Annotated in this window: 13 protein-coding genes and 1 tRNA gene; 5 read left to right on the forward strand and 9 right to left on the reverse strand. The window is 69.5% G+C overall.

From position 1 onward, the window contains the following. Positions 1 to 105 precede the first annotated feature (105 nt). The 6 genes from AC5P1C_RS41165 to ehuB form a co-directional block, all read right to left on the reverse strand. Positions 106 to 179, reverse strand: a tRNA-Lys gene (locus tag AC5P1C_RS41165). A 71-nt stretch (positions 180 to 250) separates the two neighbouring features. After that, complete coding sequence (locus AC5P1C_RS41170; RefSeq protein WP_493871124.1) at positions 251 to 1009, reverse strand: IclR family transcriptional regulator; 759 nt, start codon at positions 1007 to 1009, stop codon at positions 251 to 253. Positions 1010 to 1197: 188 nt separating this feature from the next. Beyond that, complete coding sequence (gene ehuA / locus AC5P1C_RS41175; protein WP_344520371.1) at positions 1198 to 2013, reverse strand: ectoine/hydroxyectoine ABC transporter ATP-binding protein EhuA; 816 nt, start codon at positions 2011 to 2013, stop codon at positions 1198 to 1200. Beyond that, complete coding sequence (ehuD, locus tag AC5P1C_RS41180; protein ID WP_493871125.1) at positions 2003 to 2650, reverse strand: ectoine/hydroxyectoine ABC transporter permease subunit EhuD; 648 nt, start codon at positions 2648 to 2650, stop codon at positions 2003 to 2005. The genes ehuA and ehuD overlap by 11 nt, the downstream gene beginning before the upstream one ends. Continuing rightward, positions 2647 to 3381, reverse strand: coding sequence for an ectoine/hydroxyectoine ABC transporter permease subunit EhuC (ehuC, locus tag AC5P1C_RS41185; RefSeq protein WP_493871126.1), 735 nt, complete (start codon positions 3379 to 3381; stop codon positions 2647 to 2649). The genes ehuD and ehuC overlap by 4 nt, the downstream gene beginning before the upstream one ends. Then, on the reverse strand, positions 3381 to 4310 hold the full coding sequence (ehuB, locus tag AC5P1C_RS41190; RefSeq protein ID WP_493871127.1) for an ectoine/hydroxyectoine ABC transporter substrate-binding protein EhuB: 930 nt from the start codon (positions 4308 to 4310) through the stop codon (positions 3381 to 3383). Before ehuB ends, ehuC begins: the two co-directional genes overlap by 1 nt. A gap of 97 nt (positions 4311 to 4407) precedes the next feature. Here ehuB and AC5P1C_RS41195 point away from each other — a divergent pair, with 97 nt between their 5' ends. Beyond that, the gene (locus tag AC5P1C_RS41195) at positions 4408 to 4908 is read left to right on the forward strand and encodes a DUF3830 family protein (RefSeq protein WP_493871128.1); all 501 of its coding nucleotides are present in this window, start codon (positions 4408 to 4410) and stop codon (positions 4906 to 4908) included. Positions 4909 to 4964: 56 nt separating this feature from the next. On the opposite strand, the gene AC5P1C_RS41200 is transcribed toward AC5P1C_RS41195, so the two are convergent. Continuing rightward, positions 4965 to 6368, reverse strand: a complete 1404-nt coding sequence (locus AC5P1C_RS41200) for an amidase (RefSeq protein WP_493871129.1) — start codon at positions 6366 to 6368, stop codon at positions 4965 to 4967. A 40-nt stretch (positions 6369 to 6408) separates the two neighbouring features. Then, positions 6409 to 7401: a D-2-hydroxyacid dehydrogenase gene (locus AC5P1C_RS41205; RefSeq protein ID WP_493871130.1), complete on the reverse strand. Its 993-nt coding sequence runs from the start codon at positions 7399 to 7401 to the stop codon at positions 6409 to 6411. 320 nt (positions 7402 to 7721) lie between these two features. On the opposite strand from AC5P1C_RS41205, the gene AC5P1C_RS41210 reads away from it, so the two are divergent. The 3 genes from AC5P1C_RS41210 to AC5P1C_RS41220 all read left to right on the forward strand — a co-directional run bounded on the left by AC5P1C_RS41210 (position 7722) and on the right by AC5P1C_RS41220 (position 10665). Beyond that, positions 7722 to 8654 carry a maleate cis-trans isomerase family protein gene (locus tag AC5P1C_RS41210; RefSeq protein ID WP_493871131.1) on the forward strand — a complete coding sequence of 311 codons (933 nt, stop codon included), beginning with the start codon at positions 7722 to 7724 and terminating at the stop codon, positions 8652 to 8654. Between the two features lie 12 nt (positions 8655 to 8666). Further along, the gene (locus tag AC5P1C_RS41215; protein ID WP_493871132.1) at positions 8667 to 9407 is read left to right on the forward strand and encodes a maleate cis-trans isomerase family protein; all 741 of its coding nucleotides are present in this window, start codon (positions 8667 to 8669) and stop codon (positions 9405 to 9407) included. A gap of 160 nt (positions 9408 to 9567) precedes the next feature. After that, on the forward strand, positions 9568 to 10665 hold the full coding sequence (locus tag AC5P1C_RS41220) for an LLM class flavin-dependent oxidoreductase (protein ID WP_493871133.1): 1098 nt from the start codon (positions 9568 to 9570) through the stop codon (positions 10663 to 10665). 3 nt (positions 10666 to 10668) lie between these two features. On the opposite strand, the gene AC5P1C_RS41225 is transcribed toward AC5P1C_RS41220, so the two are convergent. Next, positions 10669 to 12474, reverse strand: coding sequence for a putative bifunctional diguanylate cyclase/phosphodiesterase (locus AC5P1C_RS41225; protein WP_493871134.1), 1806 nt, complete (start codon positions 12472 to 12474; stop codon positions 10669 to 10671). A 326-nt stretch (positions 12475 to 12800) separates the two neighbouring features. Between AC5P1C_RS41225 and AC5P1C_RS41230 the strand changes: the two genes are divergently transcribed. Then, entirely contained in the window at positions 12801 to 14081 is a 1281-nt protein-coding gene (locus AC5P1C_RS41230; protein ID WP_493871135.1) for a M6 family metalloprotease domain-containing protein, read from the forward strand. Positions 14082 to 14212: the final 131 nt, after the last annotated feature.

Below are 14212 nucleotides of genomic sequence, written 5' to 3' on the forward strand. Positions count from 1 at the left end.
GGTGCGGGGGATATGCGGCGCGACGAAGTGCAGCGGAACGAGCGGAACGAAGTGCCGCGCAACAAAGGAAGCCCCTCGCTTCCGCGAGGGGCTTCCTTCTGTCTGTGCGCCGCCAGGGACTCGAACCCCGGACCCGCTGATTAAGAGTCAGCTGCTCTAACCAACTGAGCTAGCGGCGCCTGCTGACTCAAAAATAATACCTGGTCCCGGAGGGTGCTCCGAACCGCCCGCGATCGATACCCGGCGGCCCCTAGATCGCCAGCGAGAGCAGCACCGGCGCCGCCCCGCGGTTGAGCGTCTGGGCTGCTTCCCGCAGCCGGTGCGCGTGCTCCACCGGCAGGGAGAGCGCCAGGCAGCCGACGGCGGAGCCCGCGGTGATGGGGACGGCGGCGCAGACCGTGCCGACCGCGTACTCCTGGAGGTCGAGGACCGGGACCGTGGCGGGCTGGGAGGCGAGACGGTTCAGGAGGACCCGCTCGTTCGTGATCGTCCGCGAGGTGAGGCGGGCCATCTTGTGGCGGGAGAGGTGGTCCCTGCGGCCGTTCACGTCGAGCTGGGTCAGCAGGCTCTTGCCGACCGCGCTGGCGTGCGCGGAGGAGCGGAAGTCCACCCATTCGTTGACCTTCGGGGTGCGCGGGCCGTCCGCGAAGTCGGTGATCTTGATTTCGCCGTCTTCGTACCGGCTGATGTAGACCGCCGCGCCGATCGAGTCGCGCAGCCCGTCCAGCGTCGCCTTGAGCTTGGCGCGCAGGGCCTGGTCGCGGTGCTGGGCCGAGCCGAGGCGGGTGAGGGATTCGCCGGTGACGTACGCCCCGTCTGCGATCTGCTCGACGTACGCCTCGCGGCGCAGCATGCGCAGCAGGGCGGCGAGTTGGTGTGCGGGCAGCTTGGACTGCCGGGCGAGCTCGGCGTCGGTCACGCCGGCCTCGTGCCGGGCGACGATTTCGAGCACCCGCAGGGCACTCTGGACCGAGTGCTGCGGCGTCGTCGGCTCGTGCTTCAGCGCCACGGCTTCCCCCTGCGTGGAACGGTTCCGGACAGCTGGGCTCCGTCCCACGATAGTGGCCAAGGGGCCGATATGGAGCGCCTGTTGACGAGATTGGTGGCGCGCTCCGGCTCTGTCAGCAGGAACGCGCCACCCTGGCATATGTCAGTGTCACCACCCAAGGCCATTGCCTGGGTGATTACGGTGCGCGGTCACAGGACTGCGCTGAGGAACTCCCGGGTGCGCTCGTGCTCCGGTTCCGTGAAGATCTTCTCCGGTGTCCCGGATTCGATGACGCGGCCCGAGTCGAACATCAGGACCTGGTCCGAGATGTCACGGGCGAAGTTCATCTCGTGGGTCACGCAGAGCATCGTGATGTCCGTGGTGTGCGCGATGTCCCTGAGGACGTCGAGGACGCCGGCTACCAGCTCGGGGTCGAGCGCGGAGGTGACCTCGTCCAGGAGCAGCACCTGCGGACGCATCGCCAGGGCACGCGCGATCGCGACACGCTGCTGCTGGCCGCCGGAGAGCTGCGTCGGGTACGCGTCGCAGCGGTCCCCGAGCCCGACCAGGTCGAGCAGCTCGCGCGCCCGCTGCTCCGCCTCGTCCTTGGGCAGGCCGAGGACGTTGACCGGCGCCTCCATGATGTTGCGCAGGACCTTCATGTTCGGGAACAGGTTGAACTGCTGGAAGACCATCCCGATGTTCTTGCGGACCTCGCGGATGTGCTTCTCGCCCGCCGGGACGAGCTTGCCGTTCTTCTCCTCGTGCATGAGGTAGTTGCCGCCGACCTTGATGGTGCCCTGATCGGGCTTCACCAGGGTCATCAGGAGGCGCAGGATCGTGGTCTTGCCGGAGCCGGACGGGCCGATCAGGGTGACGTGCTTGCCGGAGTCCACGGAGAAGTCCAGCTCGTCGAGGACGGTGTTCGAGCCGTAGCGCTTGACCACCTTGTCGAAGCGGATCAGCTCGCTGCCGTCGACGGCCGGGTTGGGGATTTCCTGGGAAGTGCTGTTGTCAGCGGACAAGACGACGCTCCAAAACTCGCAGAAGAAGAGAGGCCGGGTAGGCGATGACGATGAAGGCGACACCGACGATGCTGATCGCCTCGTAGGTGAAGGTCGCCTGGCTGTATCCCTGGGCCTGGCCCAGCATGTCGAGCGCGCCGATGGCCGCCATCTGCGGCGACTCCTTCAGCATGACGATCACGTAGTTGCCGAGCGCGGGGATCACCCTGCGCACTGCCTGCGGCAGGATCACCGCGGTCCAGGTGCGCTGCTTGGTGAGGCTGAGCGCGGTGGCCGCCTCCCACTGCCCCTCGGGGACACCTTCGATGCCCGCCCGGTACACCTCGGAGGTGTACGTCGAGTAGTGCAGGCCGAGCCCGACGATGCCGGTGACGAGCGGGGACATCGACGGGCCCCACTCCGGCACCACGTAGAAGAGGAAGAACAGCTGCACCAGGAGCGGAGTGTTCCGGATGAACTCCGTGAACACTGTCACCGGCCAGCTGATCCACTTCTTCTCCGACCGCTGGGCGATGGCCCAGACCATGCCGAGCGAGAAGGCGATCAGGGTGCCGAAGAACAGCGCCTTGAGAGTGATCCACACGCCGTCCCAGAAGAGCGGCATGAAATCATCGACGTTCTGCCAGTCCCAGTTCACTTGGCACCCCCCGCGCCGGTGACGACGTCGATCGACGACTTGGAGCGGATCCCGCTGAACAGGCCCAGCTTCTCGGGAGCCTGCCCCACGCCCTTCTTGGCGTGCCGCTCAAGGAGCCGCATGCCGCGCGTGAGGATGAAGGCGAACACGAAGTACAGCCCGAGCAGCAGCGTGTAGATCGGCCCGCTCTCGGTCGTGACGAGACGGAGCAGATCGCCGGCGAAGGTCATGTCGGCCACCGCGATGAGGGAGACGAGGGACGTGCCCTTGAGCAGCTCGATCAGGAGGTTGTTGAAGGGCGGCAGCATCTCGGGCCAGGCCTGCGGCAGTTCGATGCGGCGCAGCCGCTGCATCGGCGTGAAGTTCAGGGCGATGCCCGCCTCGCGCTGCGCCTGCGGCACCGCGGCGAGCGCCCCGCGCACGATCTCGGACGCGTACGCCCCGTACGTGATGCCCAGGGCGATGACGCCCGCGAAGAGAGGCTCGAAGCTGATCTGGAACAGCGCGGGCACCGTGAACGCGATCCAGAACATGAAGACCAGCGACGAGGTGCTGCGGAAGATCTCGAAGTACGTTCCGGCGAGGAAGCGCACGATCCAGAGACGGGACGTGCGAAAGACCCCGATGGGGAAGGCGATCAGGAAGGCGAGGGCCGCGCTGAGGAAGGTGACCTGCACGGTGATCCAGATGCCGGGCAAGAACCAGTTCTCCAGGAACTGTGACGACATCATCAGGAGGCTCCCTTCACCGGGGGGCACAGCTTCGCGGCCGTCAGGTCCGTCATCTCGGTCTCGGTGAACCCGAACCGCTTGACGACCCTGAGCAGTTCACCGCTCTCCTTGAGCTTGTGCAGCTCCTTGTTGAAGGCGTCCCGCAGGGTCTTCTCGGACAGCCGGAAGGCGAAACCACCCGCACCGTAGGCCGGTTCGCCGTCGATGACCGGCTGGAAGGGCTTCGTCGCCTCCACCCGCGGATTGCCCTTGACCACGTCGCGCACGGTGACCGCGGTCCCGGCGAAGGCGTCGACCCGGCCGAGCGCGACGGCGTCAGCGCCCGCCACCTGATCGGGCACCACGAGGACGGATTTCACGCCATTCGCCTCGGCGGTGGCGATCTGCGCGTAGGCCGTACCGCTCGCCAGCTTCAGGCCCTTCTTCGCGATGTCCTCATATTTCTTGATGCCGTGCGGATTGCCCTTCTTCACGATGAAGGAGTCGAGCATCAGGTAGTCGGGGTCGGAGAACAGCACCTGCTCGCAGCGCACCGGGCTGATGTACATGCCCGCCGACACCACGTCGAACTGCCGGGCCTGGGTCAACCCGGGGATCAGCGCGCCGAACTTGGTGGGCACCGCCTTGACCTTGGGCACGCCGAGGCGAGGGAAGATCACCTTGGCGATTTCCGGTGCCTCGCCGGTCACCTCGCCGTTCTCGTCGATGTATCCGAACGGAACCTCCCCCGCGACACCGATCCTGACCTCGCCGGCGTCACGCAGCCGGTCCAGCAGATCACCGCCCTCGACCTTCCCTTCCTCCGGGACCCGGCTGCAGGCCGCGCCCCCGAATACACCCAGTGCCGCCACGCCCGCTCCGGTGAGCAGGGAGCGGCGGCGGACTGTTTTCCCGATGAATCCCTCGTTGTTCCCAAGTGGTGGAGCCATGGGCGCGCGGCTACCCGACTCGACGCAAGATATGCGGGCCAATTTCGGCCTCTGATGCAATCGTTGTGCTCTTGACCCAGGGAGGAGCATGGGACACATGGCAGACCGATTCATCGAAGTCTCCCTCGCCAAGCGGGGAGTTCAGTGCACGGCAAAGCTGCTCGACGACCGGGCCCCGGTGACCTGCGCGGCGGTGTGGGAGGCGCTTCCGCTCAGCGAGGACGTCTATCACGCGAAGTATGCCCGCAATGAGATCTACGCCCTCTTTCCGGCCTTCGCGGACCGCGAGCCGCCCCTGGAGAACCCGACAGTCACCCCCATCCCCGGCGACCTCTGCTATTTCTCCTTCAACGGGACACAGCTGGGCACCCAGGCCTATGGGTACGAACCGGCCGCGGACGTCAAGGCGGGCGCCACGGTCGTGGACCTCGCCCTCTTCTACGAGCGCAACAACCTGCTGCTCAACGGGGACGTCGGCTGGGTCCCCGGCATCGTCTGGGGCCAAGTGGTCGAAGGCCTCGACCAGATGGCCGAGGCCTGCAACGACCTGTGGCGCGCGGGCGCGCAGGGCGAGACGCTGAACTTCCGGAGGATGTAAAGCAAGAGCCGTCCGGCGATTGAGGACTGGGGTCCGGGGGCCAAGCCCCTGGCTGCCTAGCCCGCAGCAGGCGGTGCGATGCCGCCGGCCCCAGCTCCGTACAGCGCGTGCGCGGCCCGCAGGACGAGCGCGTCGGCATGCCGCGCCCCCACGATCTGCACCCCGACGGGAAGACCTTCCCCGTCCACCCCGCAAGGGACAGTCGCGGCCGGCTGCTGCGTCATGTTGAAGGGGTACGTGAACGGGGTCCACCCCGTCCACCGACGATGGCCGGAACCTTTCGGTACCTCCGCTCCCGCCTCGAACGCGGTGATCGGCAACGTCGGTGTGACCAGAAGGTCGTACGTCTGGTGGAAGCGGCCCATGCGACGGCCGAGCTCCATGCGTACGTCAACTGCGGCAAGGTAGTCGAGCGCGCTGGACCGGGCACCCTGCGCACAGACCTCCCGCAGCCCGGGGTCGAGCAATTCCCGCCGGTCGGGCGGCAGGTGCTGGATCACCCGCGCCGCGCCGCTGAACCACAGCGTGTGGAAGGCCTCCACCGGGTCCGTGAAGTCGGGGTCCGTCTCCTCGACGTACGCACCCTGCGCGGCAAGGGACTCCACCGCCTGCCGCACCGCCGCGGCCACCGCGGGACGCACCGCGACCTGACCGCCGAGCGAGGGCGAGTACGCGATGCGCAGACCGCGTACGCCGCCTTCGATACCCGCGCGGAAGCTGCCGTCCACCGGACCGAGCTGCGACCAGTCGCGCCAGTCGGGGCCGCTGATGACGTCCATCAGGAGCGCCGCGTCCGCAGCGTCCCGCGTCATCGGGCCGACGTGCGCCAGCGTGCCGAACGCGGAAGCGGGATACAGCGGCACGCGTCCGTACGTCGGCTTCAGCGCGAAGATCCCGCAGAAGGAGCCCGGGATCCGCACCGAGCCGCCGCCGTCCGTGCCGAGCGAGACCGGCGCCGCGCCGAGCGCCACTGCCGCCGCGCTGCCGCCGCTCGAACCGCCCGCGGTGCGCGAAGGGTCGTACGGATTGCGCGTGATCCCGCTCTGTGGGCTGTCCGTGACGCCCTTCCAGCCGAACTCGGGCGTCGTCGTCTTCCCGATGAACACCGCGCCATGCTCGCGAAGCCGCGCCACCGACGGCGCGTCCTCGTCCCAACTCCCGTCCATCTGAACGGTTTTCGAGCCCCGCAGGGTCGGCCCGCCGCGCTGCAGCAGGATGTCCTTGACCGAGACGGGCACCCCGTCCACCAGACCCACCGGCTCACCGCGCCGCCACCGCTCGGTGCTCGACTCGGCCTGGGCGAGGGCCTCTTCGGAGTCGAGGCGCACGAAGGCGTTCACCGCGGGCTGCACTTCCTCGGCCCTGCGCAGCGCCGCACGTGTCGCGTCGACCGGACTGAATTCGCCCTTGCGGTAGGCGTCGACGAGTTGTACCGCGGTGAGATCCGTGAGTTCGGTCATGCACGCTCCTCAAGGGGGAGGGAAGTGGCTCGGGGGGTGATCAATTCCCCGGTACATACCCACGTTTCTTGTCGACCACGTTGGACAGGGGCCTCCCGGCCTCCCACTCCTCGTACAACTCGACGAACTGCGCGCCCAGTTCATCGCGCCAGCCGACCGTGTCGCCGCTCATGTGCGGGGACACGATCAGCCCCGGAGCCGTCCACAGCGGGCTGTCCGCGGGCAGCGGCTCGTGCTCGAAGACGTCGAGCGCCGCGCCCGCGATCCACCGCTTCGACAGGGCGTCCGCGAGATCGTCCTCCACGACGAGCGCGCCGCGCCCGATGTTGATGAAGCGCGCCGACGGCTGCATCATCCCGAAGCGCCGTGCGTCGAACATGCCGCGCGTGTCGTCCGTGAGCGGCGCCGCGCACACCACCCAGTCGGCGCGCGCCATGAGCCTGTCCAGCTCCTCCGGGCCGTGGACGCCGTGCCGGGCGCTGCGCCCCACCAGGGCGGTGATGATCCCGAGCCCCTTCAGCATGCGGACGATGGCGTGGCCGATCGGGCCCGATCCCACCACGCACGCGCGCGTGCGGGCGACGCGCCGGGTCTCGCGGTGCTGCCAGGTGCGCTCGCCCTGGAACTCCAGGGTGCGCGGCAGGTCCTTGGCCATGGCGAGGACGAGGGCGGCCACGTACTCGGCGATCGGCTGGTCGAAGACGCCCCGGGCGTTCGTGACCAGCGTGTCGGAGCGGGCGAGCTCGGGGCACATGAGGCGGTCCACGCCCGCGCTCGCGGTGTGCACCCAGCGGGGCCGCGGTCCCTCGCCGGGCCAGGCGAGACGCACCGCGTCCGAGAGGAAGTCCCACACCAGCAGCACATCGGCCCGGGGAAGTTGGTCCGCCAGGGTGTCCGCGTCCGCGTGCAGGATCCGGGCGCGGCCGGTGAGGCTGCCCAGACGGGGCGGCGGGGCGGGGGCCGGGGCGTCAAGGACCAGAACGGTTGTTTCGGACGTCGGGCCAGGCGTCGGGCCAGGCGTCGGATCAGGCATCGAATCAGACATTGATTCGGACATCGGGGAGAAACCGTTTCGCAATGAGAGTCCGCTTCCCTGAGTTTTGTGTCGGCCAGAGCCGTCTGAGATGTGCGGATTGACCACGCTCGCACCTGAAACTACCTTCGTCAACAGAGGTGCTCTATCACAAGCACCCCACGACTGCGTACGCTCCGTACGAGGCCGTAGCACACTCTGTAGCGCTTTCTCTGCGCCTTCTTGCCCCGTCCCGACGTCCCGGCGCGTCGCCGGTTCCGCATCTCCCGGCCCCCGGCCGGTCCCTCCATTGCACGCACGCACGAACTTGGGGCCTGCTCATGGACGTCTCCTTCCTCGGCGGACCACACCCTCAGCGCGGTGTAGGTGTCGTCGCCCCTTTCGACTTCGCCCTCGACCGGGAGCTCTGGCGCTGGGTGCCGGACGAAGTCTCCCTCCACCTGACACGCACTCCGTACGTGCCCGTCGAGGTAAGCCTTGACCTGGCACGACTCGTCAGCGAGCACGAAACGCTTGGCGAGGCGGTCCGCGCGCTGAGCGCCGCCGAGCCCGAAGTTCTGGCGTACGCCTGTACGTCGGGCAGCTTCGTCGGCGGCATCGCGGGTGAGCGCGCGATGTGCGAGGCCATGATCCGCGAAGGCGCGGTCGCGGCCGTCACGACATCGGGCGCGCTGCTCGAGGCGCTCGACGAGCTCGGCGCGCGGAGCGTCGCGCTCGTCACGCCCTACACCTGGTCGGTGACCCAGTCCCTGGAGCACTACTTGGCCGAAGCCGGTGTGTCGGTAACGGGCCGCGCCTATCTGGGCCTGACCCGGCACATCTGGAAGGTGCCGTACAAGGACGTGGCCGAGATGGCGCGCCGTGCCGTGCTCGGCGGGGCCGACGTGCTCTTCATCAGCTGCACCAACCTCGCCACGTACGACGTCATTCCGCAGCTGGAGGCCGAACTGCGGATTCCGGTGATCTCCGCGAACCAGGTGACGATGTGGTCCGCCCTGCGTCGTCTGGGTACGGATGCGGTAGGGCCCTACCAGGCGCTGATCAATCCGAGTGCCAGGCCGGGCGTGGGTCCGGTCGCGGGGCCGGGCGTGCTGCCCGGCATGGTGCCGGGCGAGCTGCCCGGTATGGCGTCGGGTGAGCTGCCCGGCATCGTGTCGGGTGAGCTGCCCGGTATGGCGTCGGGTGAGCTGCCCGGCGTGCTGCCGGTCGATCCGCCCCAGGGCCTGCCCGAAGGACCACCAACGCTGCCTTGAAGGAGGCTGGAAGTGACCGCACTTGGTTTCCTCTATCCGGGTCACTCGGCTGAGGACGACTACCCCCGCATGGAGCAGATGCTGGGGAGTGACGTCCGCCTTGACGTCGTCCACACCGACATCGGCGAGGACGCGCACAGGGTCGACGCGCTCCTGGAGATGGGATCGGCGGACCGGCTCGCCGCCGGGGTCGAGGCGCTGCGTCTCTCCGGGGCCGAGGCGGTGGTGTGGGCCTGCACCAGCGCGAGCTTCGTCTTCGGCTGGGAGGGCGCCCACGACCAGGTCCGCACCCTGGCCCGGGCTGCGGGCCTGCCGGCGTCCAGTACGTCCTTCGCGTTCGCTCACGCGGTACGTGAGGTGGGGGCGAGCAGGGTCGCTGTCGCGGCGACGTACCCGGAGGACGTCGCGTCCCTCTTCGCCTCGTTCCTGAAGGCGTCCGGCACGGAGGTCGTGTCGACGCGGGGGAGCGGGATCATCACCGCGGCGGAGGTGGGCACGTGGGGCTGGGACGAGGTCAGGGCCATGGCCCGCGCGGGCGACCATCCTGACGCGGAGGCGGTCCTGCTCCCGGACACGGCGCTGCATACGGCGGCGTACGTCAAGGCCCTGGAAGAGGACCTGGGCAAGCCGATCTTGACGGCGAACCAGGTGACGGTGTGGGAGGCGCTGCGCCTGGCTACGCGCCGGGTGAACGCTCCGTCACTGGGCGCGCTCTTCACCAAGGAGCCGGTGGTGCAGGTGCGGGGGGACTAGCGTCCGGCTGTGCGGGGGTACGGACTGGTCCGTCTGGAGCTTGGGGAGGGCGGGAAAGGCTTGCTCCCGGCCCCCACGGGAATAAAGCGGAGCCCCCCTCCTGTTGGCCCTGCGGAGCAACACGTACCGCACAAGCATGCGCAGCAGGAGGCAGCACCCCGTGACAGTGGAACCGAGCGACGACATCCGCGGCGAGCGGAACGGCACCGCGCCGGTCCCGCTCTCCGTGCTTGACCTGGTGACCGTGGGCGCGGGGCGGACCGCCACCGATGCCCTGAAGAAGAGCGTGGAGATCGCCAAGCTCGCCGAGGGGCGCGGCTACCACCGCTACTGGGTGGCCGAGCACCACTCCATGCCGGGCGTGGCCTCCTCCTCGCCCGCGGTCATCCTCGCCCACCTCGCCGCCCACACCGAGCGCATCCGGCTCGGCTCGGGCGGCGTCATGCTGCCCAACCACGCCCCTCTCGTCATCGCGGAGCAGTTCGGCACCCTCGAAGCGATGGCCCCGGGCCGCATCGACCTGGGCCTGGGCCGCGCCCCGGGCACGGACGGCGCGACCGCCGCCGCCCTGCGGAGGACCGAGCGCCTGGGCGAAGGCGCCGACGACTTCCCGCAGCAGCTCGCCGAGCTGACGCGCTTCCTGGACGACGACTTTCCCGACGGGCACCCGTACGGCCGTATCCACGCCGTCCCGGGCCCGGTCCAGGCCACCTCACCCGGCGGCGTCCAGTCCCCGCACCGCCCGCCCCTGTGGCTGCTCGGATCCTCCGGGTTCAGCGCCCGCCTCGCGGGAGTCCTCGGTCTGCCGTTCGCCTTCGCCCATCACTTCTCCGCGCAGAACACCATCCCGGCGCTCGACCTCTACCGGGAGTCGTTCAAGCCTTCCGCCGTTCTCGACGCCCCATACGCCCTGATCGGTGTGTCGGCGCTCGCTGCGGACGAGGAGAACGAAGCCCGGCGGCAGGTCCTCGCCGCCGCGTTGAACATGGTCCGACTGCGCACCGGGAAGCCGGGGCTGGTCCCGACGCCCGAGGAAGCCGAGGCGTACGAATTCGGTGAGATGGAGCGGGAGTTCGTCAACAGCTGGAACTCCAACGTCATTTACGGCACCGCCGACCATGTCCGCACCGGCCTCGACGACCTCGCCAAGCGCACCGGCGCCGACGAGTTGATGATCACGGCCAACGCGCACAGCGGCGAAGTGCGGCTGAGGTCCTATGAGTTGATCGCCGACGCGTACGGGCTGCCCCGCGCCTAGCCCTCAACCCGCGGCCAGCAGCGCGGAGATACGATCCGGCGCCACCGGGCGGGAGTACAGCCACCCCTGCCCGGTGTCGCAGCCGATCCGCCGCAGCCGTGCCGCCTGGGACGTCGTCTCCACGCACTCCGCGGTGACGGTCAGGCCGAGCCGGTGGGCGAGTTGCACCAGGGCCTCGACGATGACCTCGTCGGCGGGGTTGATGTGCGCCTCGCCCGCCTCCGCGTCGTACTGGAAGCCACGTACGAAGGAGCCGTCCAGTTTGAGGACGGACACCGGGAGCCGGCTCAGGTACGCCAGGTTCGAGTAGCCCGTGCCGAAGTCGTCGATGGCGATCCCCACCCCCATGTCGCTGAGCGACTGGAGGGCTTGGAGCGGGCGGCCCGCCGAGCCCATCACCGCCGACTCCGTGAGCTCCAACTGGAGCAGTGAGGGCGCAAGGCCGGTCTCGGCGAGGATGTCCGCCACGTCCGTCACCAGGTCCGAGTCCCAGACCTGACGCACGGCCACGTTCACGCTCACGAAGACCGGCGGCCGCTCCGGGTGGTCCAACTGCCACTGCCGGGCCTGGCGGCACGCCGTCCGCAGCACCCAGCGGCCGAGCTGCACGATCGAACCATCCTCCTCGGCCAGTCCGATGAACCGATTCGGCGTAAGGAGGCCGAAGCGCGGATGCTGCCACCGCACCAGCGCCTCGACCCCGCGCACGCCGCCGTCCTCCAGGCGCACCAACGGCTGGTAGTCCAGGACGAATTCACCGCGGTCGACGGCAGGCCGCAGCGAACTCGACAGCGTCTGCCGGGTCATGCGGTGGGCATTGCGCTCGGGGTCGAAGAGCGTCCAGCGGGCCTTGCCGTCCGACTTCGCCCAGTAGAGCGTCGTGTCGGCGGCCTGCATGAGGCACGTCGTCGTGGTCCCGGCGGCCCGTCGCTCCACGACGCCGATCGACGCCGAGACGGAGAGCCGCTGGCCGGACAGGTCGAAGGGCTCCTGTAGTGCCTTGAGCGCCGAATCGGCGAGGTCCGCCAACTGGTCCGTGCCCGTCGAGTCCTCCACCATGAGCGCGAACTCGTCGCCGCCGAGCCGCGCGACCAGCGGCGCCGCCGCCCTGCCGTGCCCGGCCTCGTCGGCGCACCGCGTGAGCCGCTCGGCGACGGCCGCGAGCAGTCGGTCGCCGATCCGGTGGCCGAGGGTGTCGTTGACCGCCTTGAATCCGTCGAGGTCCAGATAGCAGAGGCCGATCCGGCCGGTGCCCGCGTCGTCGTACGCACCCGCCTCGAGGGCGGCGGCGAGGCGTTCGAAGAACAGGCTGCGGTTGGGGAGCCGCGTCACCGGGTCGTGCATCTGCAGATGCCGCAGCCGGTCCTGGAGCTCGCGGCGCGCGCTGATGTCGGTGGCGGCGAGCAGCACCGTACGACCGCCGGGCATCGGCGAGACCGTGATCTGGACCCACAGCGAGTGCCCGTCGGGATGCTTCAGGCGCCGGGTGCAGCGCAGCTTCGCCTGGCGGCCGCGGAGCACCTCGCGGTACGCGTGCCAGGTGCGGGCGTCCGACGCCAGGTCCACCAGATCGGCGGCGAGGCGCCCCGTCAGCTCGGCCGGGCTCGCGCCGAGCAGCTCGGCGAGCGCTTCGTTGGCGTCGACGACGAGCCCTTCGCCGTCCACGACGCCGAGGGCGAGGGGGGCGGCGGCGAAAGCGGCTCGGTGATCCGGCGGCTGCCCCGGACGGCGACGCTCCGTAGTGGGCGCCACGGCGAGGTCGGGTGCTGTGACCGCTGTGGGCGCTTGGCCTTCAGACGTTCCGTTCACCACTTGCTCCCGCAGTGCAGTTGTTCGGCGAGGCCGGGCCCGCGCAGGAAAGTGTGCCGATCATAGGGGCTGGCCCGACGGCGCTTCCAGCCACAGCGCGGTGCCGCGTGGCGGCCGCTCCAGGCATAGGACAGATGCATGCCCGGCATGGGTTTGGCACTCACCCGACGGCAGATCGTTTCTGCTCAAGCCAGGGCCGGTTCCTACGCGCCTCGATCCCCCGGTGACCACCTGTGACGTTCTGTGAACGGATTGGCGGTCGCTCATCACTCGGCCGGGTCAGACAAACAGGGCATATGTGAAAAAAGCATCGCAGGGTGGGTGGGATGCCCAGCAATCCGCACCCGGAGGTCGACGTGCCGCGTCAGCTACTCCCCTGGGGACTCACCCGTGGAGGGGAGAGACGCCGGTTGCACAGCGCGGCTGCCGCCCTCACGTCCTTGACGGCACTCGCCGCCACGGGGCTCGTCGCGGGCCCCGCGATCGCCCAGACCTCGGCGGTGCCCTGCGCACTCCAGCGCACACCGGCCCATCACTCGGAGGGCCTGGACACCTGGAACGGTGCCTATCCGCGCCCGGACCGGACCCTCGACGCGGTGATGGTCTTCCTCTCCTTCCCCGACTCCCCGCCCCGGAGCTCCCCCGAGGAGCTCGCGGCCGACTACTTCCCCGCCACCAGCGAGTTCTTCGACCGCGCCTCGTACGGCAAGTTCGCCCTGCGCCCGCACCCGCGGCGCGAGTGGGTCGAGATGCCGGACTACTCCACCGACTACGCCATACAGCGCGACTGGAACCCGGCCAAGCGCAGCGCCTATCTGCGGGACGCCCTGGCCGCCGCCGATCCGCACGTCGACTTCTCGCGGTACGACGTCGTCTACCTCGTCGCCGACCCGGACGCGCCCGGCGTCGACTCGGACGCGACGAAGGTCGTGAACTTCGACAGGCCGATGCGGGCCGACGGAACGGACATCAAGCGCATCGTCACGGTCTTCGAGCGGCACCCCCCGGACCGCAACGTCCTCGCCCACGAGACGGGCCACGTCTTCGACCTGCCCGACCTCTACCACCGGCCGACGGACGGCCAGGGCGACTGGGACACGCACGTCGGCGACTGGGACGTCATGGGCAGCCAGTTCGGGCTCTCGCCCGACCTCTTCGGCTGGCACAAGTGGAAGCTCGGCTGGCTGGGCGAGCGGCAGGTGGTGTGCGTGGAGAGCGGGGGACGGCGGCTGACCCTGGAGCCGCTGTCCGTGCGGCCCGCGCGTGGGGGCGTCGGCGGCACCAAGCTGGCCGTCGTCCGCACCGGCCGCGGCAGCGCCATCGCCATCGAGGCGCGCGGCGCGGAGGGCAACGACCACGCGACCTGCACCGAGGGGGTGCTCGCCTATCGCGTACGCAACGAGGCGCCGTCCGGCGGCGGCCCGGTCGAGGTCCTCGACGCGCACCCGGACACGGACGCGTGCCGGGGCGAGTCGGTGTATCCGGCGCTCGCGGACGCGCCGGTGGGGGTGGGGGAGAGCTTCACGGTGCCGGACGAGGACGTGCGCATCGAGGTCGAGGGGCGGTCGGTGTCGGGCGCGTGGACGGTGAAGGTGACGGTGGGCTGAGCCTCTGCGTCCGGGACATGAAAGAAGCCCCTCGCTTCCGCGAGGGGCTTCTTTCTGTCTGTGCGCCGTCAGGGACTCGAACCCCGGACCCGCTGATTAAGAGTCAGCTGCTCTAACCAACTGAGCTAACG

This window comes from Streptomyces sp. A18 (assembly GCF_059026065.1).

What these genes read in the sequence shown, in the direction of transcription:
- ehuC (WP_493871126.1), bottom strand. Translation starts at nt 3,381, where the DNA reads ATGATGTCGTCACAGTTCCTGGAGAACTGGTTCTTGCCCGGCATCTGG.
- ehuB (WP_493871127.1), bottom strand. Translation starts at nt 4,310, where the DNA reads ATGGCTCCACCACTTGGGAACAACGAGGGATTCATCGGGAAAACAGTC.
- AC5P1C_RS41195 (WP_493871128.1), top strand. Translation starts at nt 4,408, where the DNA reads ATGGCAGACCGATTCATCGAAGTCTCCCTCGCCAAGCGGGGAGTTCAG.
- AC5P1C_RS41200 (WP_493871129.1), bottom strand. Translation starts at nt 6,368, where the DNA reads ATGACCGAACTCACGGATCTCACCGCGGTACAACTCGTCGACGCCTAC.
- AC5P1C_RS41205 (WP_493871130.1), bottom strand. Translation starts at nt 7,401, where the DNA reads ATGCCTGATCCGACGCCTGGCCCGACGCCTGGCCCGACGTCCGAAACA.
- AC5P1C_RS41210 (WP_493871131.1), top strand. Translation starts at nt 7,722, where the DNA reads ATGGACGTCTCCTTCCTCGGCGGACCACACCCTCAGCGCGGTGTAGGT.
- AC5P1C_RS41230 (WP_493871135.1), top strand. Translation starts at nt 12,801, where the DNA reads ATGCCCAGCAATCCGCACCCGGAGGTCGACGTGCCGCGTCAGCTACTC.